General features: G+C 50.3%; 25 protein-coding genes. 13 read left to right on the top strand and 12 right to left on the bottom strand.

The window, feature by feature from the left end; genetic code table 11:
- Nucleotides 1–6 precede the first annotated feature (6 nt).
- Together AC07RN_RS13850 and AC07RN_RS13845 are read left to right on the top strand one after the other, a co-directional pair.
- Nucleotides 7–342: a type IV toxin-antitoxin system YeeU family antitoxin gene (locus AC07RN_RS13850; RefSeq protein ID WP_153880682.1), complete on the top strand. Its 336-nt coding sequence runs from the start codon at nucleotides 7–9 to the stop codon at nucleotides 340–342.
- Nucleotides 343–408: 66 nt separating this feature from the next.
- Nucleotides 409–732: a TA system toxin CbtA family protein gene (locus AC07RN_RS13845; protein WP_153880681.1), complete on the top strand. Its 324-nt coding sequence runs from the start codon at nucleotides 409–411 to the stop codon at nucleotides 730–732.
- 570 nt (nucleotides 733–1,302) lie between these two features.
- Here AC07RN_RS13845 and AC07RN_RS13840 read toward each other — a convergent pair.
- Together AC07RN_RS13840 and AC07RN_RS13835 are read right to left on the bottom strand one after the other, a co-directional pair.
- On the bottom strand, nucleotides 1,303–2,454 hold the full coding sequence (locus tag AC07RN_RS13840; protein ID WP_478336631.1) for a PAAR domain-containing protein: 1,152 nt from the start codon (nucleotides 2,452–2,454) through the stop codon (nucleotides 1,303–1,305).
- A complete protein-coding gene (locus AC07RN_RS13835) occupies nucleotides 2,454–2,927 on the bottom strand; it encodes a PAAR domain-containing protein (protein WP_478336630.1) in 474 nt (157 codons plus the stop codon). The genes AC07RN_RS13840 and AC07RN_RS13835 overlap by 1 nt, the downstream gene beginning before the upstream one ends.
- 533 nt (nucleotides 2,928–3,460) lie before the next feature.
- On the opposite strand from AC07RN_RS13835, the gene yjdI reads away from it, so the two are divergent.
- The 3 genes from yjdI to AC07RN_RS13820 are packed head-to-tail and all read left to right on the top strand — an operon-like array spanning nucleotide 3,461 to nucleotide 4,521.
- On the top strand, nucleotides 3,461–3,691 hold the full coding sequence (gene yjdI, locus AC07RN_RS13830) for a 4Fe-4S mono-cluster protein YjdI (protein ID WP_478336629.1): 231 nt from the start codon (nucleotides 3,461–3,463) through the stop codon (nucleotides 3,689–3,691).
- A 10-nt stretch (nucleotides 3,692–3,701) separates the two neighbouring features.
- Nucleotides 3,702–3,974, top strand: a complete 273-nt coding sequence (locus tag AC07RN_RS13825; RefSeq protein WP_015960296.1) for a GNAT family N-acetyltransferase — start codon at nucleotides 3,702–3,704, stop codon at nucleotides 3,972–3,974.
- A 19-nt stretch (nucleotides 3,975–3,993) separates the two neighbouring features.
- Nucleotides 3,994–4,521, top strand: coding sequence for a GNAT family N-acetyltransferase (locus AC07RN_RS13820; RefSeq protein WP_449553928.1), 528 nt, complete (start codon nucleotides 3,994–3,996; stop codon nucleotides 4,519–4,521).
- Nucleotides 4,522–4,538: 17 nt separating this feature from the next.
- On the opposite strand, the gene AC07RN_RS13815 is transcribed toward AC07RN_RS13820, so the two are convergent.
- The gene (locus AC07RN_RS13815) at nucleotides 4,539–5,768 is read right to left on the bottom strand and encodes an amino acid permease (RefSeq protein ID WP_015960294.1); all 1,230 of its coding nucleotides are present in this window, start codon (nucleotides 5,766–5,768) and stop codon (nucleotides 4,539–4,541) included.
- A 119-nt stretch (nucleotides 5,769–5,887) separates the two neighbouring features.
- Nucleotides 5,888–6,346 carry a multidrug/biocide efflux PACE transporter gene (locus tag AC07RN_RS13810; protein ID WP_478336628.1) on the bottom strand — a complete coding sequence of 153 codons (459 nt, stop codon included), beginning with the start codon at nucleotides 6,344–6,346 and terminating at the stop codon, nucleotides 5,888–5,890.
- Between the two features lie 104 nt (nucleotides 6,347–6,450).
- Here AC07RN_RS13810 and AC07RN_RS13805 point away from each other — a divergent pair, with 104 nt between their 5' ends.
- The 3 genes from AC07RN_RS13805 (at nucleotide 6,451) to AC07RN_RS13795 (ending at nucleotide 9,605) form a co-directional block, all read left to right on the top strand.
- Complete coding sequence (locus AC07RN_RS13805) at nucleotides 6,451–7,317, top strand: LysR family transcriptional regulator (protein WP_235133993.1); 867 nt, start codon at nucleotides 6,451–6,453, stop codon at nucleotides 7,315–7,317.
- A 96-nt stretch (nucleotides 7,318–7,413) separates the two neighbouring features.
- Nucleotides 7,414–8,592: an acetyl-CoA C-acetyltransferase gene (locus AC07RN_RS13800; RefSeq protein ID WP_449553926.1), complete on the top strand. Its 1,179-nt coding sequence runs from the start codon at nucleotides 7,414–7,416 to the stop codon at nucleotides 8,590–8,592.
- A gap of 326 nt (nucleotides 8,593–8,918) precedes the next feature.
- Nucleotides 8,919–9,605, top strand: a complete 687-nt coding sequence (locus tag AC07RN_RS13795; RefSeq protein WP_015960290.1) for an oligogalacturonate-specific porin KdgM family protein — start codon at nucleotides 8,919–8,921, stop codon at nucleotides 9,603–9,605.
- 135 nt (nucleotides 9,606–9,740) lie between these two features.
- Here AC07RN_RS13795 and AC07RN_RS13790 read toward each other — a convergent pair whose 3' ends face one another.
- Nucleotides 9,741–10,916 carry an oligogalacturonate lyase family protein gene (locus AC07RN_RS13790; RefSeq protein WP_478336627.1) on the bottom strand — a complete coding sequence of 392 codons (1,176 nt, stop codon included), beginning with the start codon at nucleotides 10,914–10,916 and terminating at the stop codon, nucleotides 9,741–9,743.
- 456 nt (nucleotides 10,917–11,372) lie between these two features.
- Between AC07RN_RS13790 and kduI the strand changes: the two genes are divergently transcribed.
- The 3 genes from kduI to araE all read left to right on the top strand — a co-directional run bounded on the left by kduI (nucleotide 11,373) and on the right by araE (nucleotide 14,764).
- Complete coding sequence (kduI, locus tag AC07RN_RS13785; protein WP_478336626.1) at nucleotides 11,373–12,209, top strand: 5-dehydro-4-deoxy-D-glucuronate isomerase; 837 nt, start codon at nucleotides 11,373–11,375, stop codon at nucleotides 12,207–12,209.
- A 63-nt stretch (nucleotides 12,210–12,272) separates the two neighbouring features.
- Nucleotides 12,273–13,034 (top strand): 2-dehydro-3-deoxy-D-gluconate 5-dehydrogenase KduD, encoded by a 762-nt coding sequence (gene kduD, locus AC07RN_RS13780; protein WP_015960287.1) that lies wholly within the window; start codon nucleotides 12,273–12,275, stop codon nucleotides 13,032–13,034.
- 314 nt (nucleotides 13,035–13,348) lie between these two features.
- Nucleotides 13,349–14,764 (top strand): arabinose-proton symporter AraE, encoded by a 1,416-nt coding sequence (gene araE / locus AC07RN_RS13775; RefSeq protein WP_015960286.1) that lies wholly within the window; start codon nucleotides 13,349–13,351, stop codon nucleotides 14,762–14,764.
- A gap of 551 nt (nucleotides 14,765–15,315) precedes the next feature.
- Here the strand turns inward: araE and AC07RN_RS13770 are convergent.
- From AC07RN_RS13770 to AC07RN_RS13750, 5 genes are all read right to left on the bottom strand, one after another.
- Entirely contained in the window at nucleotides 15,316–16,443 is a 1,128-nt protein-coding gene (locus tag AC07RN_RS13770) for an oligogalacturonate lyase family protein (protein WP_478336625.1), read from the bottom strand.
- Nucleotides 16,444–16,507: 64 nt separating this feature from the next.
- Nucleotides 16,508–17,794, bottom strand: a complete 1,287-nt coding sequence (locus AC07RN_RS13765) for an ABC transporter substrate-binding protein (protein WP_015960284.1) — start codon at nucleotides 17,792–17,794, stop codon at nucleotides 16,508–16,510.
- A gap of 14 nt (nucleotides 17,795–17,808) precedes the next feature.
- Entirely contained in the window at nucleotides 17,809–18,936 is a 1,128-nt protein-coding gene (locus tag AC07RN_RS13760; RefSeq protein ID WP_015960283.1) for an ABC transporter ATP-binding protein, read from the bottom strand.
- 12 nt (nucleotides 18,937–18,948) lie between these two features.
- Nucleotides 18,949–19,851: a carbohydrate ABC transporter permease gene (locus tag AC07RN_RS13755; protein WP_478336624.1), complete on the bottom strand. Its 903-nt coding sequence runs from the start codon at nucleotides 19,849–19,851 to the stop codon at nucleotides 18,949–18,951.
- Nucleotides 19,844–20,734, bottom strand: coding sequence for a carbohydrate ABC transporter permease (locus AC07RN_RS13750; protein WP_015960281.1), 891 nt, complete (start codon nucleotides 20,732–20,734; stop codon nucleotides 19,844–19,846). Before AC07RN_RS13750 ends, AC07RN_RS13755 begins: the two co-directional genes overlap by 8 nt.
- Nucleotides 20,735–21,280: 546 nt before the next feature.
- Between AC07RN_RS13750 and wzz(fepE) the strand changes: the two genes are divergently transcribed.
- Entirely contained in the window at nucleotides 21,281–22,405 is a 1,125-nt protein-coding gene (gene wzz(fepE), locus AC07RN_RS13745) for an LPS O-antigen length regulator Wzz(fepE) (protein ID WP_478336623.1), read from the top strand.
- 57 nt (nucleotides 22,406–22,462) lie between these two features.
- On the opposite strand, the gene AC07RN_RS13740 is transcribed toward wzz(fepE), so the two are convergent.
- Complete coding sequence (locus AC07RN_RS13740; protein ID WP_015960280.1) at nucleotides 22,463–22,786, bottom strand: cupin domain-containing protein; 324 nt, start codon at nucleotides 22,784–22,786, stop codon at nucleotides 22,463–22,465.
- 135 nt (nucleotides 22,787–22,921) lie between these two features.
- Here AC07RN_RS13740 and AC07RN_RS13735 point away from each other — a divergent pair, with 135 nt between their 5' ends.
- Nucleotides 22,922–23,614 (top strand): aspartate/glutamate racemase, encoded by a 693-nt coding sequence (locus AC07RN_RS13735; RefSeq protein WP_478336622.1) that lies wholly within the window; start codon nucleotides 22,922–22,924, stop codon nucleotides 23,612–23,614.
- A 6-nt stretch (nucleotides 23,615–23,620) separates the two neighbouring features.
- Here AC07RN_RS13735 and AC07RN_RS13730 read toward each other — a convergent pair whose 3' ends face one another.
- Nucleotides 23,621–24,544, bottom strand: a complete 924-nt coding sequence (locus AC07RN_RS13730) for a LysR family transcriptional regulator (RefSeq protein WP_478336621.1) — start codon at nucleotides 24,542–24,544, stop codon at nucleotides 23,621–23,623.
- Between the last annotated feature and the right edge of the window lie 35 nt (nucleotides 24,545–24,579).

The raw sequence follows: 24,579 nt of genomic DNA, 5'->3' as shown, positions 1-24,579 counted from the left end.
AAAATTATGCATAAAGACGCTACACCAACCTGGGGGCTTACACGAGATATCACTCCGTGTTTCGGAGCCCGACTGGTACAGGAAGGTCATCGTCTGTATTTTCTGGCAGACCGTGCTGGTTTCACCGGCTCATTCAGCGAGATGCAGGCCCGACATCTGGATGAAGCCTTCCCACATTTTGTCGCACATCTGGAGCTGATGCTGCTCTCCTGTGAGCTGAATTTCCGGTACGCGCACTGTGTCACACTGTACCGTAACGGGTTGACCTGTGAAGCCGATACGTTGGGTAGTCATGGGTATGTATATATCGCAATTTATCCCTCAAAACAGGTTAAAGACTGATTTTTAGCTTTATCCCTGCATCGTAATTCTTCAAACCTTTTCCTCCTTTATTAAGAGACTCAACTCATGCAAACCTCAACTGTACCGGCCACGTTGCCGGTTTCGTCACGCCTGTCGCCCGTGCAGATCTGGCAGCAACTTTTAACGTATCTGCTGGAGCACCATTACGGCCTGACGCTCAACGACACACCATTCAACGATGATGTGGCCATCCAGGAGCATATCAAAGCGGGAATAACATTGGCCGACGCGGTGAATTTCCTGGTGGAACGCTATGAACTGATACGTACAGATCGTAAGGGTTTTACGTGGCAGGAACAAACACCATACCTTACAACTATCGATATCATGAGAGCCCGTCGCGCGCTTAGTATCCTTAATCGTAACTAGTCTAGTGCAACTGCATCGCTACTTTTGCGTATGCCTGCATTTTGTTATTATCTTGCTACCTGCTGATTTATCCATATTAGATAAAGGTTGAATTTAAAGCATCCATGCTTTGGGGGTATGATTAGGGGTATAAAACAACTTATAACTTAAAAATTCTTTTATTTTCATGTTGTTGAATTATTTGTTCTATGCCCTTCACCCGCTCCAGATCTCTCCCCTTATGTAAAAATCATAAAAATCTTGCGCTTTATGGCTTCTGTTGGCGAAATTAGGAAGAAGAGGAAAGACTGGATCCCTCCAGCCTTTGGCGGTCATCTCACATTCTTAAAGATGAGCAGGATCAGCATGGTAGAAATAACGTAACCGAATAGAGAAACTTCAAACAGTCTGTCGTAATACAGATCAAATTCAGCAACCACAGCATTACAGGCTTCAATGGTGATCGTCTTTTCGCTGAGTATGTCAGTGTATTTTCTCGTTATCCCATAATCTAATACACTGACCAAAATGGATGCTATGTAAACGAAAGAGATCGTGATTATGCTTCCCCAGCGGACGAAACATTTTGATCTACTTGTTAAGGTCATATGAGCCTCCTAAGAATCCCCCGACCGTACCGCCAGAATAACCTGAAGCTGAACCTAATGTTGAGGCTCCCGCCGCAAGGTTTTTCTCCATAGCGTTTTCTTCACCAGCAGTGTAATTGTCAATGTTTGGATACTGCACTTTGAATTCACTCGTAACTTCAGTTACTTGCATTGCATTTAGGCTACTGCTTTTGCGCATAAGGAAATTTTGCAGAGATAAAGGCACAGCAAAATCTTCCTTGCCTTCTATCGGTAATTGCGTTGCAGTGGATGTAAAGCTTGTTTCGAAAATATTTGAGCCCGATTTACGAATTACCTGAACAGTATGAGTTGTACAGTTGCTACCCGTCAGGTCATAGACGTCAATCACTCTCCCCCTGCGTTTGGTTCTTTCACCCATGTTTTCAGTAGGGATCGGCTTTGCTCCTGAGCTCCAAAGGTTTTCGAACAATGAGCGAGTCTCCACTATGGATGCATCATCAATCATGAATACCCGAGCATTAACTTTATAAAGTTCTTCACGATAGTAGCTACGAGCATCCTCTCCGATAAATAAGTTAAGTATTCCATCTCCAGTTAAGTTAGCTGGTCCTCTTCGACCAAAGCGCCCGTAGGTGTAAACGTAGATCGAGTTATTCTCATGCACAGAAACGAAAGCATGTCCTGCATCAGTGATTTCAGTCCAGATGTAAACGCCGTTCAATAACGGGTTATCTTCTGGCTTGCAGGTGTCAGCAAAGCTGTTTTGCTTTTTCGTTGCCTGGGCGTGCTGATCTGGTTCTGACTCAATCGGGCCAGGCAAAACAGGAAAATCTACCTTTTGATAATAGTCTGTGGCTGTTGTTGACTGGCTCTCAAGTTCATAATCATCAACGAAGTTTGAAGGAACGAATTTCGATTTGCATGGGCAGGAACTATAGCTGTGCAGCGTACCGGCAACCCTTTTTCCATGTATGTCGTCGTTATTAAGACCGCCACAAATACGGTAATACCCTGGATGTTTACCACAGGTCACTTTATGGCCTTCACAGGCCATGTCTTTATCAAAAAACTGGTGATCGGTACATCCTTCAAGGATTCTGCCACCGCAAACAGTCTTATCACCCCGGAACAGATAATTACCCTTGGCTCCCATCAGTGCATACTCCCTGGCATGATCAGAAATCCTTCCGGGAGAGTGTCACTTTCACGGAATACCAGTCGGTTGCTAAATTGTGGCGTTGAGATTATTTCATCGTCGTTATAAAGCATACTTCCAACCAGTGCAGCGGATTTGCCCTGCATTATATGTGCTTCGCCAGCACCTGAAATAATTGTGGTCTCACTGCCATCAGAATACATGACCTTATCACCAACCCGCTCCACCTGAAGCCCTACGGCGGAACTCTTTTCCGATGATTTTTGAAGTATGCCGCCGTTACGGGTACGGCTTCCGACTGTTGCTACCTTGAACATATATTTAGCAGGGCGGGTGACTACTTTGGTGATCATTTCTAATACTTCATGCTGCACGCTATCGTTAAAAGTGGCGATGTCTTCTGGGGTAAAGGGTGGTTGAGCACATGTTTTTATAATTTCAGTAGTTAGATCATTGGTATAATTTTTCATAAATCCATTTATTTATTGTGTGTATAGTCGGTGAGGTCATTTTACAAGCAATCACCACATGCGCAATAAGTGACGGGCTTAAGTGAAACTTCTTTTCGTAACAGGTGGTTATCCTGGAAATTATTGACTCTTACTCTTCTCAAAACCTCAGGCAGGGGATGCTATGCAAGATATGTTGGCAAGCACGGTTACGATCCGTTTTAGTATTAAGACTTTGACCGCTTGTGTTTCTGCGGATCGACGTATGGTCGTTGAGACTAAAGACAAATAAAACTTTGAGTGAATACAAAGGTCGGCATTTCGGTGATCGTTTTATATCTATTCTCATCCGGTATCAATCGGTTGAAATATCATATCTATTTTCTGTAAGCCGGCCTCATTTCTATCTTTAGAATACTGCTGGTGGACCATCGCCAGATGTCCAAATTCGGCGGAGATGCATAGAGACGTTATTAACGCCGCTTATTTTGCTTACTCGCAAATTTCAGCGCTATGCTTATTGGCGTAATGATAAAAAGAACCGAGGCAATGTCATGGATCAAGCGTTACTGGATGCCGGTTATCGAGCCTATACCGGTGAGAATATTGATGTCTACTTCAACACTGCGATCTGCAAACATTCAGGAAATTGCGTGCGCGGCAGCGCTCAGCTCTTTGATCTGAAACGTAAGCCGTGGATTATTCCCGATAAAGTGGATGTCGAAACGGTGATAAAAGTGATCGATACCTGCCCGAGCGGTGCCCTGAAATATCGCCAAAAATAAGCGAGGAACCATGGATATTCTGGAAGGCCATAACAAATTTTACGTTAACGATGCGCAGGGCAATCAGGTGGCTGAGATAGTCTATGTCCCCACGGGCGACAATCTCAGTATTATCGAGCACACGGATGTCGATCCGAGTCTGAAAGGACAGGGCGTTGGCAAACAGCTGGTGGCGAAAGTCGTTGAGAAAATGCGCGGTGAGAACCGCAAAATCATCCCGCTTTGCCCGTTTGCTAAACATGAGTTTGATACCACGCGCGAATACGATGATATCCGGGCTTAAGCCTGATAACAGGGACGTTATGATTGAAACACCACGATTGATTCTTCGGCAATGGATGCCAGCTGATTTGGCTCCTTTTGCGGCGCTCAACGCCGATCCAGACGTCATGCGATTCTTTCCGGCTCCGCTTACCCGAAAGGAAAGCGACAATCTCGCCGCCCGATTTAGCGACGGAATAACCGAAAGGGGCTGGGGATTTTGGGCTGTTGAGGCGAAAGAAAATCATGCTTTTATCGGATGCGTGGGGTTGCACCCGCAGCCTGACCGATTTGCCTTTTCTCCCTGTACCGAGATCGGCTGGCGTCTGGGCAAGGCATTCTGGCATCAGGGGATAGCGAAAGAGGCGGCCACGGCGGCGCTGAACTATGCGTTTGAGGTTCTGGCCCTGGATGAAATCGTCTCGTTCACCGCAGTTTTGAACACGCCATCAGAGAATCTGATGAAGCGACTAGGAATGAAACGGGCCGGGGAGTTTGCCCATCCGGCACTAGCGCCTGACGATCGGCTTTCACAACACGTTCTGTATCAAATTCGACGCCCAGCGTGAGACCGGGCGTCCTCGGTTTACCCCACAAACATCACCGATACGCACAACACGCCAACAATCAGCGTGATCAGGCTGCCGATGGAGCGATACGGTTTGAGTGCCGGAATTAAATACGTGGAGAGCGTTGGCATGATAAACAGAATCATGGCAATCAGCGGACCACTGATCGCATAAATCATCGAAATAGCGTTCGGGTTAATGCAACACACCACGAAGGTAATGAACGAGACGGCCATTATCGACAGCGCGCGGTTAAAGGCGCGGCTTTTCTTGATTCCCACCTGATTCAGCGATGACTTCACGATCTCCGTCGCTCCCTCAATCACCCCAAAATAGGTGCCGAGAAACGATTTCGACATCGCCACAATGGCTACGATGATGCCAGAAATACCCAGCCAGGCTGGAGAAGATGGCATCATTGAAAGCGCAGACAAAATGGTCACACCTTCTTCTTTTGCCGCCACAATATACGACGGCGGAATCGACAGCAGACAGCTGAAGACAAAGAACAGCACGCTCAGACAAATAATCAGGTACGCGACTTTCATGATTTTTTTGCATTTACCCATGGCCGCATCGCCATACTTTTCTCGTCGGTCGACGGCAAAAGTTGAGATGATCGGAGTATGGCTAAAAGCGAAAACCATCACTGGAATAGAAATCCATACCTGGTGCAGCGTGTGTTGATTCACCGCCATCTGGCTGGTGAGCAATGACGGCTGCCAGCTGGCGGTAAGATATAGCGAAACAAACAAAAAGTAGGCGATCAGCGGAAAGACCAGGAAACCCATCACCTTGATGGTGATATGGCGACCCGTCAAAAAGATCAGGTTTAATACCATCACCACGCCCAGACTCACCATGATCCGCACGGTGGTGTCGACCGTCAGACGCTTGGCGAGCTGTTCGGTTATCGAGTTAGTGATCGCTACAGCATAGATCAGTACCACCACGAAAAAGGCGACAAAGTAGAGCGTGGTAATCAGGTTGCCGATTTTTTTCCCGTAATAGTGAGTGACCGCGCTGGTGATCCCTTCGCTACCTTTGGCATTCGACGAAAGGATAAATTGTGCGAGCGCTCTGTGCGGCCAGTAGGTTAACGGATACGCCACAAGGGCGGTTACGAGCAGGACGATAGCGCCTGCGGAACCGAGCTGAATAGGCAAGAACAGCGTTCCTGCGCCCACGGCAGTGCCGTAAAGGGCGAAACTCCAGAGAGTCTCTTCTTTTGACCAAATTTTCGACATTAGAGCAACGTATCAACTATAAAACGAACAAAAAGAAGTGCAATTTACCATAGTTATGGTTTTAGGGCGCAGTTGACGTGATCGTTAAGGGCCGGAAGGGCTTCCGGCCCATGCAGGTATTAGTTGGCCAGGGCGCGTCGTTGCTGGCGACGTTTGATATTTTTCTCGCGCAATTTATCGTACGCCCAGTTATAGAACATGGTGTACGGCAGGAAGAACAGGAAGAAACCTATTTCTAATGTAAATGCCTCAAGCAGCGTGACGCCGAGGACCGCGGCGACAATGGACACGCCGATTACGATAAAGCCACACTCAAAGCCCAGCGCATGCAGCGCGCGGACTTTTGCGGTACGGGTGACGCGTTGAACCGGCCAGAAACGGTCAAATCCAAAGTTATAAATAATGTTCCAGAGCATCGCCGTAGTCGCCAGAATAATGGTTAATCCGCCCATTTCAACCACCGAGCGCTGCATCAGCCAGGCGGCCGTTGGCGCCAGAATGGCGGTGGCAATCCCTTCGAAGCAAACCGCGTGAAAAATGCGCTCCGGCAATTTGCGGTGATGTACATCGTGTTGCATAACCTGAACCTCATTAATTCGCCGTGATAGGCGTTGATGGGCTCTATTTTCATCGTTAAAGATGATATATAAAAGATAGTAACCATCGATAAAGTAGATAGATCATGCGCTATTCTCCCGAAGCCCTTAATGCGTTTGTCGAAACCGTCGCCACGGGGTCTTTTTCCGCCGCGGCGCGCCGTCTGCGCAAAAGCCAGTCCACTATCAGCACTGCGATTGCCCATTTTGAGGCGGATTTAGGTTTTGCGCTTTTCGATCGTTCAGCGAGGCAGCCAGTGCTGACCTCGCAGGGAAAACAGGTTTTGGGCTACGTGCAGTCGATTCTGGCTGCAAGCGCGCGACTGGATGAACTTGCCGTGTCGCTGACCGCGCAGACCGAAGCGCGGCTGGCGTTTGTGCTGTCGGATACGCTGCACCCGGACGTGCTGGAAGATCTGATGATCCAATTCGACAAACGTTTTCCCCATACCGAATTTGAGTGTCTGATTGGTGAAGACGAAGATGTCGTCGATCTGGTGCAAAAAGAGCGGGCGCAAATCGGGCTGATCGAAGCCCGCGAAAGCTATCCCACGGATATCGGCGTAGTACGCCTGCCGCTGCAAACGCGCATGGCAATTTATGTCGCGCAGGCGCACCCGCTGGTATCACAAAATGTGGTCGAACGGGACGAACTGCAGGGCTGGCGCGAATTACGGCTCAATACTTACCTTGAACGCGAGCCGACGCTGACGGCAGGCCCAGTGTGGTCTGCGCCGAACTATTTGCTGTTGCTCAGTATGGCGGTTCAAGGTTTCGGCTGGTGCGAGCTGCCCGTCGCGCTGGTGGAAGAGTTTTCCGCAGCGAAAACACTCACCCAACTGAATGTTCCCGGCTGGCCACGCTCGATTGCCATTGACCTGTTATGGAACAAACGGACGCCGCCGGGTGTGGCCGGAAGTTGGCTACGTGAGTTTTTGCAGGAGAAGCACTGATCCTTTGTGATTAAACTCACTTATTTTAAACAATTACGTTAATAGTTGATAACAATGCCTCTACTATCAGCGCTGATAATTTGCGCTGAGGTAGTGATGAAAGATGTCGTGATAGTGGGTGCGTTACGTACGGCTATCGGCTGTTTTCAGGGGGCGCTGGCACGGCATTCTGCGGTGGATCTGGGCAGTGTGGTGCTTAAAGCTCTGGTAGAGCGCAGTGGAATTGCCGCACATGAAATCGACGAAGTGATTTTGGGCCAAGTGCTGACGGCAGGCGCCGGGCAAAACCCTGCGCGTCAGGCCGCACTCAAAGGCGGGTTACCCAATACGGTGTCGGCCATTACGATTAACGATGTTTGCGGATCGGGTCTAAAAGCGCTGCATCTGGCGACACAGGCGATCCAGTGCGGTGAAGCAGATGTCATCATTGCAGGCGGCCAGGAAAACATGAGCCGTGCCCCGCACGTTCTCACCGACAGCCGTACCGGCGCGCAGCTCGGCAACAGTCAGCTTCTGGACAGCCTGGTGCACGATGGTTTATGGGACGCTTTCAATGATTATCACATGGGCGTAACGGCCGAAAACCTGGCCCGCGAATACGGCATCAGCCGCGAATTACAGGATGATTACGCGCTCAATTCGCAGCACAAAGCGCGCGCCGCAATCGACTCCGGTCGCTTTCGTGATGAAATTGTCCCGGTAAAAACCGCGCGTCAAAATGGCGAACCGCTGATTGTAGACACCGACGAACAACCGCGCACGGATGCCAGCGCAGAAGGGCTGGCGAAACTGAATCCTGCGTTTGAGACGCTGGGCTCGGTGACGGCGGGAAACGCCTCTTCTATTAACGACGGCGCAGCTGCCGTGATGATGATGAGCGAAAGCAAAGCGGAAGAACTGAATCTGCCGGTGCTGGCACGTATCAAAGCCTTTGCCAGCGTCGGGGTCGATCCGGCTCTGATGGGCATCGCGCCGGTTTACGCCACGCGTCGTTGTCTGGAACGTGCGGGCTGGCAGCTTGGCGATGTCGATCTGATTGAAGTCAACGAGGCGTTTGCCGCTCAGGCTTTATCCGTGGGGAAAATGCTGGAGTGGGATCCTCGCCGTGTGAACGTCAACGGCGGGGCGATTGCCCTCGGCCACCCAATTGGTGCCTCCGGCTGCCGTATTTTAGTTTCACTGGTTCATGAAATGATCAAGCGCGATGCACGGAAAGGTCTGGCGACGCTGTGTATTGGCGGCGGTCAGGGTGTGGCATTAGCCATCGAAAGATAAGTTCCATTCAATCTATTTCCTGAAAAAAGGCTTCCCTTGAGGAGCCTTTTTTTGTGTGAGCGAAATCATATTTTTATTCCCTTAAGTTAATTCTAAAGCGACAAATTTAGCGCGCCCAAAATACATCCCTTCGCAATATAATTTTTATGTGATCTCAATCCTGAAATTTACCCTTAATCTTCTGTGTTTGTTGATGCCTGTCACGTCGATTCTTGCCAAAAAAAATGAAACAAATAATTACGATCCCGATCACTAAAATATTGTTACATTAAAAATAAAATGCAGTTCCATAAAAACGAAATGACATTTTAATTGAGGGTTTTTTCATGTTAAAGAAATCTCTGGTCCTTGCGTCTCTTGTTGGTGCGTCGTTCGCAGCTCAGGCTGTTACTGTTGATTTACGTCACGAATACATCGATAGCGGTTCCAACGCCGATCGCGTTGCTGTCTCGCATCGCTTTGCAAATGGTTTTGGATTCTCCGTTGAAGCTAAATGGAAATCAGGCGGCGACAAAGCTGACCGCCCATTCTCAGATATGGTAGGTAATGGTCACGAAGATCAAATTAGCTGGCGCTGGAAAGCAACAGATAATATCTCGCTGACACCAGGTTTTACTCTTGAGAGTAATGACAGCCGCACCATTTATAAACCTTTCTTGCATGCGCAATATAGCTTTGATAATGGCTTCTATGTAGCCGCGCGTTATCGTTATGATTATACCCGCTACCCTTCAAGCGCTGAGAAAGATGACGATAAAGTCAACCGTGGTGATGCATGGTTAGGTTGGGTAATGGGCGATTTCCGTACCGAGCTGAATTATGTCTATGCGAAAAGTTCAGAAGGAACCATTCGTAGTAATAACAAAGATTACTCCGAAGAATATAACGCGAAGCTGGCGTACAAAATTGATAAAAACTGGTCTCCGTATGTTGAAGTAGGTAATGTGAACGGCAGTAAAACAACCGACGAGCGTCAAACGCGTTTCCGTTTAGGTGTAGCATATTCATTCTAATATCAGTATCTCCGGGTAAAAACAGCCGGCTCATTCGAGCCGGTTTTTTTATATCTGTATTATTTGGCAGAATTCCACGCAAAAAAAGCCCTCCACAGGGGAGGGCAAGGCCAGTTACAGAAACACTAACTCAAATCATGCTTGCAACATTTCAGGTTGCTCGGGGAGTTTCGCGATATAGAGGGCAGGTTTGCCGTCTTTATCGGAACTGAACAGAACCGCTTTATCATCCGGGGTAAAGGATGGATGCGGGTGGGTTACCTGACGGCTGTTCGCCACGGTTGCCCAGGAGGTGTCGTGACGGGCGATGCGGAAGTGCGCCTTTTTCGCCACATCAAATGCGTACAGGTAAGGATCGTTATCGATCGTATACCCGCTGATATCTTTCACGTCTACCGGGGTGCCGGAGCCATCACCCACAAACAGCGAACCGTCAAAGTTGCTCATCAAATGCGAACAGGCTGGCATCTGCATCACTGCTTCGTTCACGCCGGTATCCGGATTGAAGCTGTAAATGGTACGGCCCTGCTGACCTTTCAAATAAGAGACGTAAACCAGAGCGGAGCCGTTTGGCACCCAGAACTCATGCGTGCAGCTTTCGCCTTCGGCGTGTTCTTTCACTTTACGCACATTGCTGCCGTCTTCATTCACCATCCACATGCGCGCATCAACCAGGTCGTGCGGGCCTTCATGGCAGAACGCGACGGTGTTGTCGTCGAAGGGGCGGTAGATCGGATGACCCAGCCAGTTCTTCTCTTCATGAATCGTTGCGCTTTCGCCCGTTTTCAAATCGACGCGCAGCAGGCGGCAGTGCGGCCCTTTATGGAAGAAGTCGTGGAAAATTTTCCAGTCGTTGAGCGGCGTCCAGTCACTTTTCGCGATTTCGATACCGACCAGTTTGGTGCAATCACTGTTGGCAACCCAAGTTCCGTAACCGACCCAGTCATCCGCAACACGGTAGACTTCGCGCTCGGCCAGCGTTTCCAGATTTACTTCCAGCAGCGTGCGATCGTTCTTCACGTAATAAAGAGACTTATCGTCCGGCGACAGGAAGCCGCCAAAGGTGTTGTCGCCTGCGCCTTCTGTCAACTGCACGGCTTCTGCTTTGTTCAGGTCCAGCAGGTAATAATTCCAGTGACCGTCGAACTCCCCTGCGAACAGCAAATGGCTGCCGTCATTAAAGAAGCACTTCTGATAGAAGTAGTTTCGGTGACACGTTACTTCCGGTGGAGTCAGGCGGGTGATTTCCACGCCTGTATCCGGATCGCGGCTGACCTCATAGTTCAGCTTGACCCGCATACCTTTAGCCATGATGCGCTCCTTTGTATCGACGGCTGGACACAGTTCCGGCAGTCAGATCTCAATGTGAAATAAGTTAAAAGCCAAGTGTTAAATTATCAAAACGACGTTTCAATGTGTGTGACTGATGGCGCACTTTGTGAGATTCATTACGCAGAATGATGATTATCTTTGATTTTTAACGCTGAATGAAATTTATACGGTCAAATCTTCAAGGTTTTATAATCGATTGTTTACTATGATAAATCTGATTTCCATATTTTGACGCGTTAGCCACTCCTTTGCCGTCAACTCTCAACAATCGTGATCCGAACTGCATTTCTGTCATTAAGATGCAGGAAAACTGAAACAACGTTTTAAATGTAATTGAAAACCCATTTCGCAGCGGATACTATGTGCCCATAAAGAAATCGGAACATTGTTTCGTTAATTTTCCAGGCCTTCGGGCACGATCATTTGGAGGTAAATGTGGACGTCAGACAAAGCATCCACAGCGCGCACGCTAAAACGCTGGATACTCAGCAGCTGCGCAATGAATTTTTGGTTGAGAAAGTGTTTGTTGCCGATGAGTACACCATGGTGTACAGCCACATTGATCGCATCATTGTCGGCGGCATCATGCCGGTTGCAAAAACGGTGTCAGTGGGTGGCGAAGTGGGCAAACAGCTCGGCGTCAGCTATTTCCTGGAACGCCGCGAACTGGGTGTGATCAATATTGGCGGCCCAGGCACCATTACGGTTGACGGTCAGTGCTTTGAGATTGGCCATCGCGATGCGCTGTACGTCGGCAAAGGCGCGCAGGAAGTGGTGTTTGCCAGCGTAGAGAGCAGCAAGCCTGCGAAGTTCTACTACAACTGCGCACCTGCCCACATGAACTATCCGACCAAAAAAGTCACCCCTGCAGACGTTTCGCCGGTCACGCTGGGCGACAACCTCACCAGCAACCGTCGCACCATCAACAAATACTTCGTTCCGGATGTGCTGGAAACCTGCCAGCTCAGTATGGGTCTGACCGAGCTGGATCCGGGCAACCTGTGGAACACCATGCCGTGCCATACCCATGAACGCCGCATGGAAGTGTACTTCTATTTCAACATGGACGAAGACGCCTGCGTTTTCCACATGATGGGACAACCCCAGGAAACTCGCCATCTTGTGATGCACAACGAGCAAGCTGTGATTTCACCAAGCTGGTCGATTCACTCAGGCGTTGGAACCAAAGCCTATACCTTCATTTGGGGTATGGTCGGTGAAAACCAGGTCTTCGATGACATGGACCACGTCGCTGTTAAAGATCTGCGCTAGTCGCGGGCAGTTAAGCATAACCCTGCCTGTTCGTGACAGGCGCTGAAAGATTAAGGAATAAAAATGATTCTGGATGCATTTTCTCTGCAAGGTAAAGTTGCGGTTGTGACCGGCTGTGACACTGGTCTTGGCCAGGGTATGGCGTTAGGTCTGGCTGAAGCGGGCTGCGACATCGTCGGTATTAACATCGTTGAGCCGACTGAAACTATCGAGCGCGTTACCGCGCTGGGCCGTCGCTTCCTGAGCCTGACTGCCGATCTGCGTAAAATCGACGCAATCCCTGAGCTGCTGGATCGTGCGGTGGCAGAGTTTGGTCATATCGATGTGCTGGTTAACAACGCGGGTCTGATTCGTCGTGAAGACGCAATCAACTTCAGCGAGCGTGACTGGGACGACGTTATGAACCTGAACATTAAGAGCGTGTTCTTTATGTCCCAGGCGGCGGCGAAGCACTTTATCGCGCAGGGTAATGGCGGCAAGATCATCAACATCGCTTCTATGCTCTCCTTCCAGGGTGGCATCCGCGTGCCGTCATACACCGCTTCCAAAAGCGCAGTCATGGGCGTGACCCGTCTGCTGGCGAACGAGTGGGCGCAGCACAATATCAACGTCAACGCGATTGCACCGGGTTACATGGCAACAAACAACACCCAGCAACTGCGTGCCGATGAAGAGCGTAGCGCGGCCATTCTGGAGCGTATCCCAGCGGGCCGTTGGGGTCTGCCAAGCGATCTGATGGGACCGATTGTGTTCCTGGCGTCTCCAGCGTCCGACTATATCAACGGTTATACCGTTGCTGTCGATGGTGGCTGGCTGGCGCGTTAATCGTCGCGTTCATCGAAAAACCTCTGCCTGGTGCGGAGGTTTTTTTTGTCTCAATTTCGGCATTGTCCATATTGCGAAAATAAGAAAATCCATAGCAATATCCCGTATGATGATAGCGATCACATTTATATTGCTTGTAAATTAACTATTTAATATTAAATGATGATTATTCATTAAAAGTTTAAATTGGAATATCCATCACAGAACGATGTCTTACAACCCAATAATCCATATCTTCGCGTTATAAGACCTGACACTTTCTCTCGCTTTCTCGTAATTTCAGTAAACGTCTTACGCTGTTATGGCTGGAAATAATGACATCATTTAATGACTCACTCTTAATGCCCCGCGCGCTGCGCGATACCCGCAGAATGAACCAGTTCGTCTCGATTTCTGCAGCGGTAGCGGGTTTGCTGTTTGGCCTGGATATCGGCGTGATTGCCGGTGCGTTACCGTTTATTACCGATCACTTTACGCTCAGTAACCGCCTGCAGGAGTGGGTGGTGAGCAGTATGATGCTGGGCGCGGCGCTGGGTGCGCTGTTCAACGGCTGGCTCTCGTTCAAACTGGGCCGAAAATACAGCCTGATGGTAGGGGCGATTCTGTTTGTCGCCGGATCGTTAGGCTCGGCGTTTGCGACAGGCATTGAAGCCCTGTTGCTGTCGCGCGTGTTGCTTGGCGTGGCCGTTGGGATTGCGTCGTACACGGCACCGCTTTATCTCTCTGAGATGGCGAGCGAAAATGTGCGCGGCAAAATGATCAGCATGTACCAACTGATGGTCACGCTCGGGATTGTGCTGGCGTTCCTGTCGGACACGTATTTCAGCTATAGCGGCAACTGGCGCGCGATGCTTGGCGTACTGGCGCTTCCCGCTGTATTGCTGATGGTGCTGGTGATTTTTTTACCGAACAGTCCGCGCTGGCTGGCGCAAAAAGGGCGTCACGTTGAGGCGGAAGAAGTGCTGCGGATGCTGCGCGACACCTCCGAGAAAGCGCGTGAAGAGCTGAATGAAATTCGCGAAAGCCTGAAGCTAAAGCAGGGTGGTTTTGCACTGTTTAAGGCGAATCGTAATGTGCGCCGCGCCGTGTTCCTCGGCATGTTGTTGCAGGCAATGCAGCAGTTTACCGGTATGAATATCATCATGTATTACGCGCCGCGCATCTTCAAAATGGCCGGGTTCACCACCACTGAGCAGCAGATGATCGCCACGCTGGTAGTGGGGCTGACCTTTATGTTCGCGACCTTTATCGCGGTCTTTACCGTGGATAAAGCCGGGCGTAAACCGGCGCTGAAAATTGGCTTTAGCGTCATGGCGATCGGTACATTAATTCTCGGCTACTGCCTGATGCAGTTTGATAATGGCACGGCGTCGAGCAGTCTTTCCTGGCTCTCCGTTGGGATGACGATGATGTGTATTGCGGGTTATGCGATGAGCGCCGCGCCGGTGGTATGGATCTTGTGTTCTGAAATTCAGCCGCTCAAGTGCCGCGACTTTGGCATCACCTGTTCGACGACCACCAACTGGGTGTCGAATATGATTATCGGCGCCACTTTCCTGACCTTGCTCGATGTTATTGGCGCAGCGGGAACGTTTTGGCTCTATACCGCACTCAACGTGGTGTTTATTGGGATCACGTTCTGGTTAATTCCTGAAACCAAAAACGTCACGCTGGAACATATCGAGCGCAGGCTGATGTCTGGGGAAAAACTACGCAATATCGGCGTGTAATTTTCCGTTCATTCGCACAAGGTAAACGCAAAAACGGCAACGTCGGTTGCCGTTTTTGTGTTTTCTCCCTCTCCCGTGGGAGAGGGGTGGGGTGAAAGCATCAGACCGCACCAACCAAAAGAAAATGGCAACGTCGGTTGCCGTTTTGTGTTTCTCCCTCTCCTGTGGGAGAGGGCCGGGGTGAGGGCATCAGACCGCACCAACTAAAAGAAAACGGCAACGTCGGTGGCCGTTTTTGTGTTTTGTCCCTCTCCCGTGGGAGAGGGTTGGGGTGAGGGCATCAGACCGCACCAACCAAAAGAAAATGACAACGTCGGTTGCCGTTTTTGTGTTTTGTCCCTCTCCCCGTGGGAGGGGTTGGGGTGAGGGCATCAGACCGCACTAACCAAAAGAAAATGGCAACGTCGGTTGCCGTTTTGTGTTTTCTCCCTCTCACGTGGGAGAGGGCCGGGGTGAGGGCATCAAACCGCACCAACCAAAAGAAAATGGCAACGTCGGTTGCCGTTTTGTGTTTTCCCCCTCTCCTGTGGGAGAGGGTTGGGGTGAGGGCATCAGACCGCGCAGAGATAAAGCGCCGGCATCCCTTCTTCATCCGACGTATACAGAACCCACTTATTGTCCGGTGAAAACGACGGGTGTGGATGCGTTACTTGGCGATCGCCATCCAACACTTTCCAGCTCGTGTTGTGCTGACAAATAGCTGTTTGCGTTCCGGCCGCAATATCAAACACCCAGATAAACGGGTCATTCAGATTGATATCGCCGGTGTTGTGCAGTGCGCCATCGCCGACAATCAGCGACCCGTCGAAATTACTCATCAGATGTGAGCACGGCGGGATCGCCATCAGCTGGCGATTGTCGAGAGAGTGAGGGTCGGCGCTAAACAGATAGCGCTGCGGATCGTTTTCTTTATGCGCCACGTAATACAGCGCGGAACCGTCCGGCACCCAGAATTCATGAGTAAAGCTTTCACCCGGCGCATGCTGGCGCACCTTACGCAGATTGCTACCATCTTCGTTGATCAACCACATACGGGCGTCAATCGCATCGCGCGGTCCTTCATGACAAAACGCGACGGTATTGTCATCGAACGGGCGATAAATCGGATGCCCCAGCCAGCGCTTTTCTTGCAAAATCACGCGCGGTTCGCCCGTGCATAAATCGATGTTGATGAGGCGGCATTCCGGTTGGGTGAAGTAAAACGCGCGGAACTTGCTCCAGTCGGTCAGCGGCTGCCAGTCGCTCTTTTTAATCTCGATCCCGACCAGTTTTGTGCAATCAGAATTCGCGACCCAGGTGCCGTACGCCACCCACTCGTCATCCACTTCATACACCACATGCTCTTCGAAACTCTCGAGATCAACCCGGCGCAACTCACGGCTGTTTTTCACATACCACAGCGATTTATCATCATCAGATAAAAACCCGCCAAAGGTATTATCGCCAGCCCCTTCAGTCAGTTGGGTAGCGTGTTGTTTTTCAATATCTAACAGGTAGTAATTCCAGTGGCCTTCGAATGCGCCACCAAAAATGATCTTGCTGCCGTCCTGCGTAAAACACTTTTGATAGAAGTAGTTGCGGTGACAAATGATGTGCGGGGGCGTCATCCGTATCACCTCGTGTCCCGTTTCAGTATCCAGGCGCGAGCGAAAATTCAGTGGGATGATTTTGCCTTTCATAGGGTTCTCCAGATAAAAAAATACCCTGCCACCGAAGTGACAGGGTAGGGATCGGACGGAAAAATTAGCGCATTGCGCGTTTCAGGATACGTTCAGCCTGACGCTGGAAGTCTGTCGCGGTCTCTTCCACGGTTTTCTGACCGTAGTCGATGTACTGCAGGGAGGTACCAAACTGCGCCACGATCTGTGGATCGTCAAAGTATGGTGACACGGAGAGTTTGGCTGGCAGAGACTGCGCCATGCGCAGACCCGCAACAGACGGATCGCTCTCTTTGATGGTGCCATCTTCGGTCAGGTACTGAACCGCGACTTTGCTCAATGGTACGCCGCGCTCCAGGCCCAGAGTCTGCACGCCTTCTTTGCTGTTCAGCAGGAAGTTAATCACTTTTGCAGCCGCTTCTGGGTTTTTGGTGGTTTTACCGATAGAGAGCATCTGTGCTGGTTTGAAGAACAGACCCGCATCGGTGGCACCTGGCAGCATTGGGTAGTTACCCAGCTCCAGTTTCGCTGGTGGCTTCAGGTTATCGGAATATTTTTTGATGGTGGAGTTCCACATGTAGGTACCGCCCCATTCACCCTCGATCCACGGTTTCATTTCGTACATGTTGCTCTTACCAAACGACGCGTAGTACTTGGTGTCCGGCATCACGTGGCTATCAACCAGTGATTTGTAGGTCTGGAAGACCTCAACCCACTGCTCTTTGCTCCAGGCGAGTTTTTTCGCTTTCTCGTCAACCGCAGGGACGTTGTACTTCTGAATCATGTAGGAGTTCAGCAGCGCCAGCGTATCCTGGTGTTCCAGCACCACCGGATAGTACTGTTTGCCCAACTTGCTTTCGAAGGCCTTACCGGCAGCTTTCAGCTCATCCCAGGTTTTCGGGTACTCGACGCCCGCTTTTTTCCACACTTCATCGTTGAAGTAGAACACACGCGCCGTTACGGAGATTGGGATCCCGTTCAGCTTGCCGTTAACCGTGGTGGACTGCAGCTCTTTCGGATCAAACTGAGATAAGTCGATCACGTCTTTCATTTTATTCAGATCGTAGAAGCCGTCGCCATTTTTCGAGAAAATTGGCAGCCAGTTCCAGTTGGTCTGCATCACGTCCGGCTCCGTGCCGCCCGCGATTTGCGTGGTCAGACGGGACAAGTGACCGTCCCAACCGGTGTATTCTGCTTTGACGTTGATGTCAGGGTTCTGTTTATGGAACTCTTCTAACGCTTTCAGCGTCACCTGATGGCGGCCATTGCCGCCCCACCAGGACATACGTAAATCAACATCTTGCGCCATGGATGGCAGCGCGGTAAGGCCCAGGGTAGCGGAGATTGCTGCGCTTAAAAGCACTTTTTTCATTTTTATAACTCCAGTTAGAGAGAGATGTTCTGTTCAGTTTTCGCGTCAAAGATATGACACTTATGCATGTCGAACTTAAAATACACCTTACGGTGAAGGCCCTTGTTAATCAGAGGTTTAGCTTCATCGGAAGGAATTCGGGCAGTCAGTTCGTACTCGCCAACTTTCAGGTAAACGAAGAATTCGTGTCCCATGTTTTCAGCGCGAACCATCTCGCCGCTGCAGCCTCCCTCCGCGAATGGCTCATCGGAGATCGACACAAAGTCCGGGCGAATGCCGTAGAACATGTCTTTATCGGCGTAGCTGGCGACTTTCTCTTTCAGCTCTGCGCTTAACGGCATGGTCTGGTTGCCAATGGTCAGAGACAGCTGACCGTCCTGTTGCACCAGTTTGCTGGCGCGGATGTTCATTTCTGGCGAGCCAATAAAGCCGGCAACGAACATATTTTTTGGTCTGTGGTACAGGTTATCCGGGGTATCCACCTGCATGATATGGCCGAGCTTCATCACGCAGATGCGGTCGCCCATGGTCATGGCTTCGGTCTGGTCGTGTGTGACGTACACCGTGGTGGCTGGCTTGCCGGAAGCCTTCAGCTGCTTGTGCAGGTCAGAGATACGGATACGCATTGAGGCGCGCAGCTTGGCATCCAGGTTCGACAGCGGTTCATCGAACAGGAACACGTCTGGCTTTTTCACAATCGCACGGCCTACGGCCACACGCTGCGCCTGACCGCCGGAGAGCTGGCGCGGCAGACGATCCAGCAGCTCATCCAGCTCAAGGATTTTTGCCGCTTCGTTAACCTGCGCTTCGATCTGCGCTTTTGGCAGCTTGCTCAGCTTCAAGCCAAAGGCCAGGTTTTCACGCACGGTCATGTGCGGATACAGCGCGTAGTTCTGGAACACCATCGCAATCCCGCGTTCTTTTGGCGCGAGGTTGTTCACGATTTTCTCACCGATGCGAACTTCGCCACCGCTGATGGTCTCAAGCCCAGCCAGCATGCGCAGGGTCGTCGATTTGGCGCAGCCGGATGGACCGACAATCACCATGAATTCCCCTTCAGCGATTTTCAGGTCGATAGCATGTACCGCTTTGAAGCCGTTGGAGTAAACCTTTTCCAGTTTGTTGAAAATAACTTCAGCCATGATATTTCCCTCTTAACCTTTAATTCCGCTGCTGGTTACGCCCTGTACGAAGTAGCGCTGTGCCAGGAAGAAGACAATGATAGATGGCAGAATGGAGATGCTCGCCATTGCCAGAATTTCGTTCCACGGCGCACCTTCGGTGACGTCGATGGACATTTTCAGAGCCAGTGCAATCGGGTATTTATCCACGCTGTAGACATAAATCAGCGGCCCGATAAAGTCGTTCATTGACCACATGAACTGGAACAATGCGACGGAGATAATGGCCGGTTTCAGAATCGGCACGACCACATACCACAGCACTTGTATGGAGTTACAGCCATCGATCTGTGCGGCTTCTTCCATGTCACGCGGTACGCCGCGCAGGAACTGAATCAGCATGAACACGAAGAACCCTTGGGTGGCAAACGCCAGCGGCAGGTACAGCGGCATATAGCTGTTCAGCATGCCCATTTCGCGGAACATCAGGTACTGAGGAATCAGCAGTACGGTGCTCGGCAGCAGCATGGTCGTGATGAGCGTGGCGAACCAGAATTTCTTCCAGGGGATCTCGAAGCGGGCAAAGCCGTATGCCACGATAGTGGAAGAGATAATGGTCAGAATAACTTTCGGGATCACATACTTGAACGTGTTCAGCATGTAATGGCCGAAGTTGTATTCCGTCCCGGTTTTCCAGCCGTTCACAAAGCCGTCCCAGGTTGCGTTTGTAGGCCACAGGCTCAGCGTGGTGAAGATCTCGTGGTTCGGCTTAAACGACGCCGAGAACATCCACACCAGCGGGTAGAGCATCAACAGGCCAACGAACAGCAGGATTACGTAGCGAATGCTGGCGTTGATTTTCTCTTTGCGCATGGTGCGCGCGACTTCACGTTCCGCGATGCTTCTCGCCGTGGAAAGTTCTTGAATATCAGCCATTTTTGCCTCCCTTATCGGCGGAGTAGAACACCCAGTATTTCGAAGACTTAAAGGCGATAGCGGCAAAGACAGCGACTACCAGGAACAGGATCCAGGCCAGCGCAGCGCCGTAACCCATGTCAAAGTACTTGAATGCGGTGTCGTAGATGTACAGCGAGAACAGATACGTGGAGTAAGTTGGTCCGCCGCCCGTGATGACGTAAGGTCCCGTAAATTCCTGGAACGCCTGGGTGGTTTGCATGATGAAGTTGAAGAAAATAACCGGCGTAATCAGCGGCACGGTGACTTTCGTGAACATCTGCCATTTCGACGCACCGTCGATCATTGCCGCTTCATACTGAGATTGCGGAACGTTCTGCAGGGCGGCCAGGAAGATAACCATCGCTGAGCCAAACTGCCAGACGCGAAGCAGCGTGACGGACATCAGTGCCAGAGAAGGCTCGCCGAGCCAGTTCACCGCGTCAAAACCAAATACGCCAATGAAGCTATTCAGCAGGCCATCAATCGCAAACAGCGCACGCCACAAAACGGCAATCGCGACAGAGCTGCCGAGGATGGACGGAATATAGTAAGCAGTTCGGAAGAATCCTATGCCACGTAATTTAAAGTTCAGGACAAACGCAATTCCCAGTGCAAATGCAAGTTTCAATGGGATGGTCAAAAATACATACGCAAAGGTCACGCCCATGGATTTCCAGAAGAGCGCATCTTCGGTAAACATGTAGCGATAGTTTTCGATGCCGTTAAATACCGGCGGACTCATCAAATCGTAATCAGTAAAACTGAGAAAGAAAGATGAAACAAAGGGGAATGCGGTAAAGAGTATCAACCCGATGATATAGGGTGATATCCACGCAAGCCCCAGCATTTTGTTTTCATTCATACATACCTACCTGGCAATCAATGGTTTAAATCGGAATCTGCTGGTGATGCAGCTGCCCGCGCATTTTTTACGAGACGGGGAAGCGAGTGTTCTGTGTGCGACTCAAAGTGGTGGTTCCTTTTACCTCTGATTAATAAGAACTTTCATGCGTTTTTCTCGACGCGCCCTGTCTGAGTTTTAAAACACGTGAACTGCTGTTCTTGATTTGTAAAACGGCGTTTTAATTTATTCTATTGCTATTTATTTCTGCGTCATTCGGTAAATGATGGAAATGTGATCGCCGTCGAAACGCTGTTTCAATAAAGTGAAGTCACTGGCAATTTTGACTTAAATGAGAAGGCCTTATTAAGAAATATGAGAGGGGTAAGAAGTTGATGGTTCCACCATGCAACTTTAAGTAACGCTTTAGTCACAACTACCAAATATCATAGTGTTGCCTTGATTTAAGTTAATTTTGAGTTCAGATAATTCCTAGGTTCAAGTATTATCACCTTCCCCCGGTACGCCTCAGCAGGATTTAACTGCGGTCTAAATAGAAGAATTGGTATGTCAGCGATGGATTTCAAAAAGAACACGGATCTGGATTTTGCCAGCTATTCACACCCCACGCGTCAGCAAAATGAGATCGATCTCATCGGCTTAATAGAGGTCCTGTTCGCTGCGAGGAAGCGCATCATCGCGATCATTATTGCCTTTGCGATTATGGGTGCGGTGGTTTCATTTCTGATGCCGCAAAAATGGGTCAGTAAAGCCGTCGTTACCCCTGCAGAGCAGACGCAGTGGAACGATGTAGAGCAAATGCTGGTGGCCTTACAGGTGCTTGATGTCGACTTCAATATCAAGCGTGTAGAGACCTTTGAGCTCTTCATAAAGAAATTCCAGTCGCAATCGTTGTTTCAGGAATATATGAAATCATCGCCCTATGTGATGGATCAGCTAAAAGGCACGAATATCGATCCGCTGGAACTGCATCGCGCGATAGTGGGAATCTCGGAAAGAATGACGGCTCAGGATAATGCGGCGGTAAAAAATGCGCCGACCATGCCTTACACCGCCTGGACACTGAGTTTTAGTGCGCCAAAAGCGCAGGATGCACAGCTCGTACTTGAGGGATACATTAAGTACGTTTCTGCCATCGTTGAGAAAGAGACCATGCAAAATGTGCGCAACGCGCTCGCGCTGAAAACCCGCATGATGAAGGAACGTCTGGAACTGGATCGTGTGCGACTAACCAATTTGCACAATATTAATATTCATCGTCTGAATTATTCACTGGAAGTGGCAAATGCCGCAGGGATTAAAAAACCTGTCTTCAGCAATGGTCAGGCGGTCAAAGACGATCCTGATTACTCAGTGGCGCTGGGGGCTGACGGTATCGCGCAAAAGCTGGCGATAGAAAAATCGTTAAAAGATGTGGCCGAGCTGAATGCGGATTTTCAGAATCGCGAACATCATCTTGCTCAGCTTGAGAAACTGTCTATTGCGAATGTGAGTTTCGAACCGTTCAAATATCAGCTTCAGCCGTCATTACCGATGAAAAAAGAGGGTCCCGGCAAAGCGTTGATTATTATCCTTGCTGCGCTGATAGGCGGTATTGTGGCCTGCGCAAGTGTGCTGCTTCGCGAGGCCATGTACTCTCGCTCAGTGTTGTCCGAGCCAGTTACAGCCTAAGCAAAACGACATTAAAAAAGGGCGAATGAAAATTCGCCCTTTTTTTACGTTAGGAGATTACTTGAGGAAATCTTCACGCACTGGCGTAAAGGTATCCAGCAGCGTACCAGGCTTCAGGCAAACGCAGCCGTGCATCACGTGCGGCTCTTTATAGAGGGTATCGCCCGCCGTCACCACATGCTTTTCTTCGCCGATGGTAAATTCGAACTCCCCGGACAGCACATAAGTCAGCTGTTCGTGCGGGTGATTGTGCATCGGGCCGACAGCGCCTTCTTCAAAATTGACCTCAACCGCCATCATTTTTCCGTTATGCGCCAGAATGCGGCGCGTGACGCCATTGCCCAGATCGTCAAGCGTTGTCTCTTTATGGAATCTAAACATTTTTATGTCCTGCTAAGTAGTGAAACATTGTTTTAATTAATTTATCGCACTGCGGGTTAAAAGGAAACGGCAAGCCAAATAACTGGAAACACGATCACAAGTTTGCTTCACTGGAAGAAACATAAAGGAGCGAATATGAAAACGATCGGCCTGATAGGGGGAATGAGCTGGGAATCGACCATTCCTTATTACCGCCTGATTAACGAAGGCATCAAACAGCGTCTTGGCGGTCTGCATTCTGCAAGCCTGCTGCTGCACAGCGTGGATTTTCATGAAATCGAAGCCTGTCAGGCCAGCGGTGAATGGGATAAAGCGGGTGACATCCTGGCGCAGGCGGCGTTAGGACTGGAACGTGCCGGCGCGCAAGGCATTCTGCTGTGTACCAATACCATGCACAAAGTCGCATCGCATATTGAAACGCGCTGTTCACTGCCGTTCCTGCATATTGCGGATGCGACCGGAAGGGCGATTGCGGCGACCGGCATGCAACGCGTGGCGCTGTTAGGTACGCGTTACACCATGGAGCAGGATTTTTACCGTGGGCGTCTGGAGACGCAATTCGGAATTGAAAGCATCGTACCGGATGAAGCGGACCGCGCACGCATCAACCAAATTATCTTTGAAGAGCTGTGCCTGGGCACGTTTAGCGACGCTTCACGCCACTATTATCTGGGCGTGATTGATAAGCTGGCGAAGCAGGGCGCGGAAGGGGTGATCTTTGGCTGCACCGAAATCGGCCTGTTAGTTCCGGGGGAAGAAAGCCCGATCCCGGTGTTTGATACCACAGCCATTCATGCCGCGGACGCGGTGGAGTTTATGCTCTCGTAACGTGTTCTACACCTTTAGTAGATCGGGTAAGCGGTGCGCTATCTGAAGCGAATGCCCGGTTAAATGTGTCGAAAAAGCCTCGACCAGCGCTGAGGCAGGACGATGCAGCGGCCTGATCAGACTGACGGTGAACGGCACTGAAATGCTGAAACGACGAATTACAATCCCGCTATCGGCGTAATCCAGCGCCGTTAACGGGTTAACCACCGCGATACCGACGCCTGCCCGAACCATGGCGCAAATGGAGGCTGCGCTGTGCGTTTCCACAACCATTCGGCGTTTAACCTGATGGTCCGCGAATAAAGAATCAAGTAAATGTCGATAACTGTCTGCTTGCGACAGGCTGATGTAATTCTCGCCGTGAAAATCGGCAGGCGTCAGTACACTTTTACTGGCCAGCGGATGCCCTTTGGGCAACACACACACTTCGTCCAGCGAGAGCAATTCTGTGCGTTCAGTGCCCGCGGGCGTGGCGAGCGTTTCGGTCAGGCCCAAATCGTGGCGCTGCGCGGAGAGCCACTCTTCAAGCAACGGCGACTCTTGCGGCACAATGGTGAGATTGACGTCAGGGTAGCGCGCCAGGAACGGCTGAATAAGCTGCGGCAGGAAGGATTGAGAAAAAACAGGCAGACAGACAATCGATAACTCGCCCTGGCGGAACTCCCGCAGGCTCTCCGCCGCGCTGACGATGCGGTCCAGACCGTACCAGGATCGCTGAACTTCCTCGAACAACCGCAACCCTTGCACCGTCGCGTGAAGCCTGCCACGGGAACGTTCAAACAGCGTTAATCCCAACACTTTTTCAAAGCGTGCTAATTCACGGCTGACCGTGGGCTGCGAGGTGTGCAGCATCTGCGCGGCTTCGGTCAGATTTCCGGTGGTCATCACCGCATGAAAAATTTCAATGTGACGCAAGTTAACGGCGGGCATAAGACACCTTTTATTAGCGGTTATCCATATCATTT

The organism is Lelliottia sp. GFLA7 (genome assembly GCF_056490165.1).
This window is presented reverse-complemented; position numbering and strand designations above follow the sequence as displayed.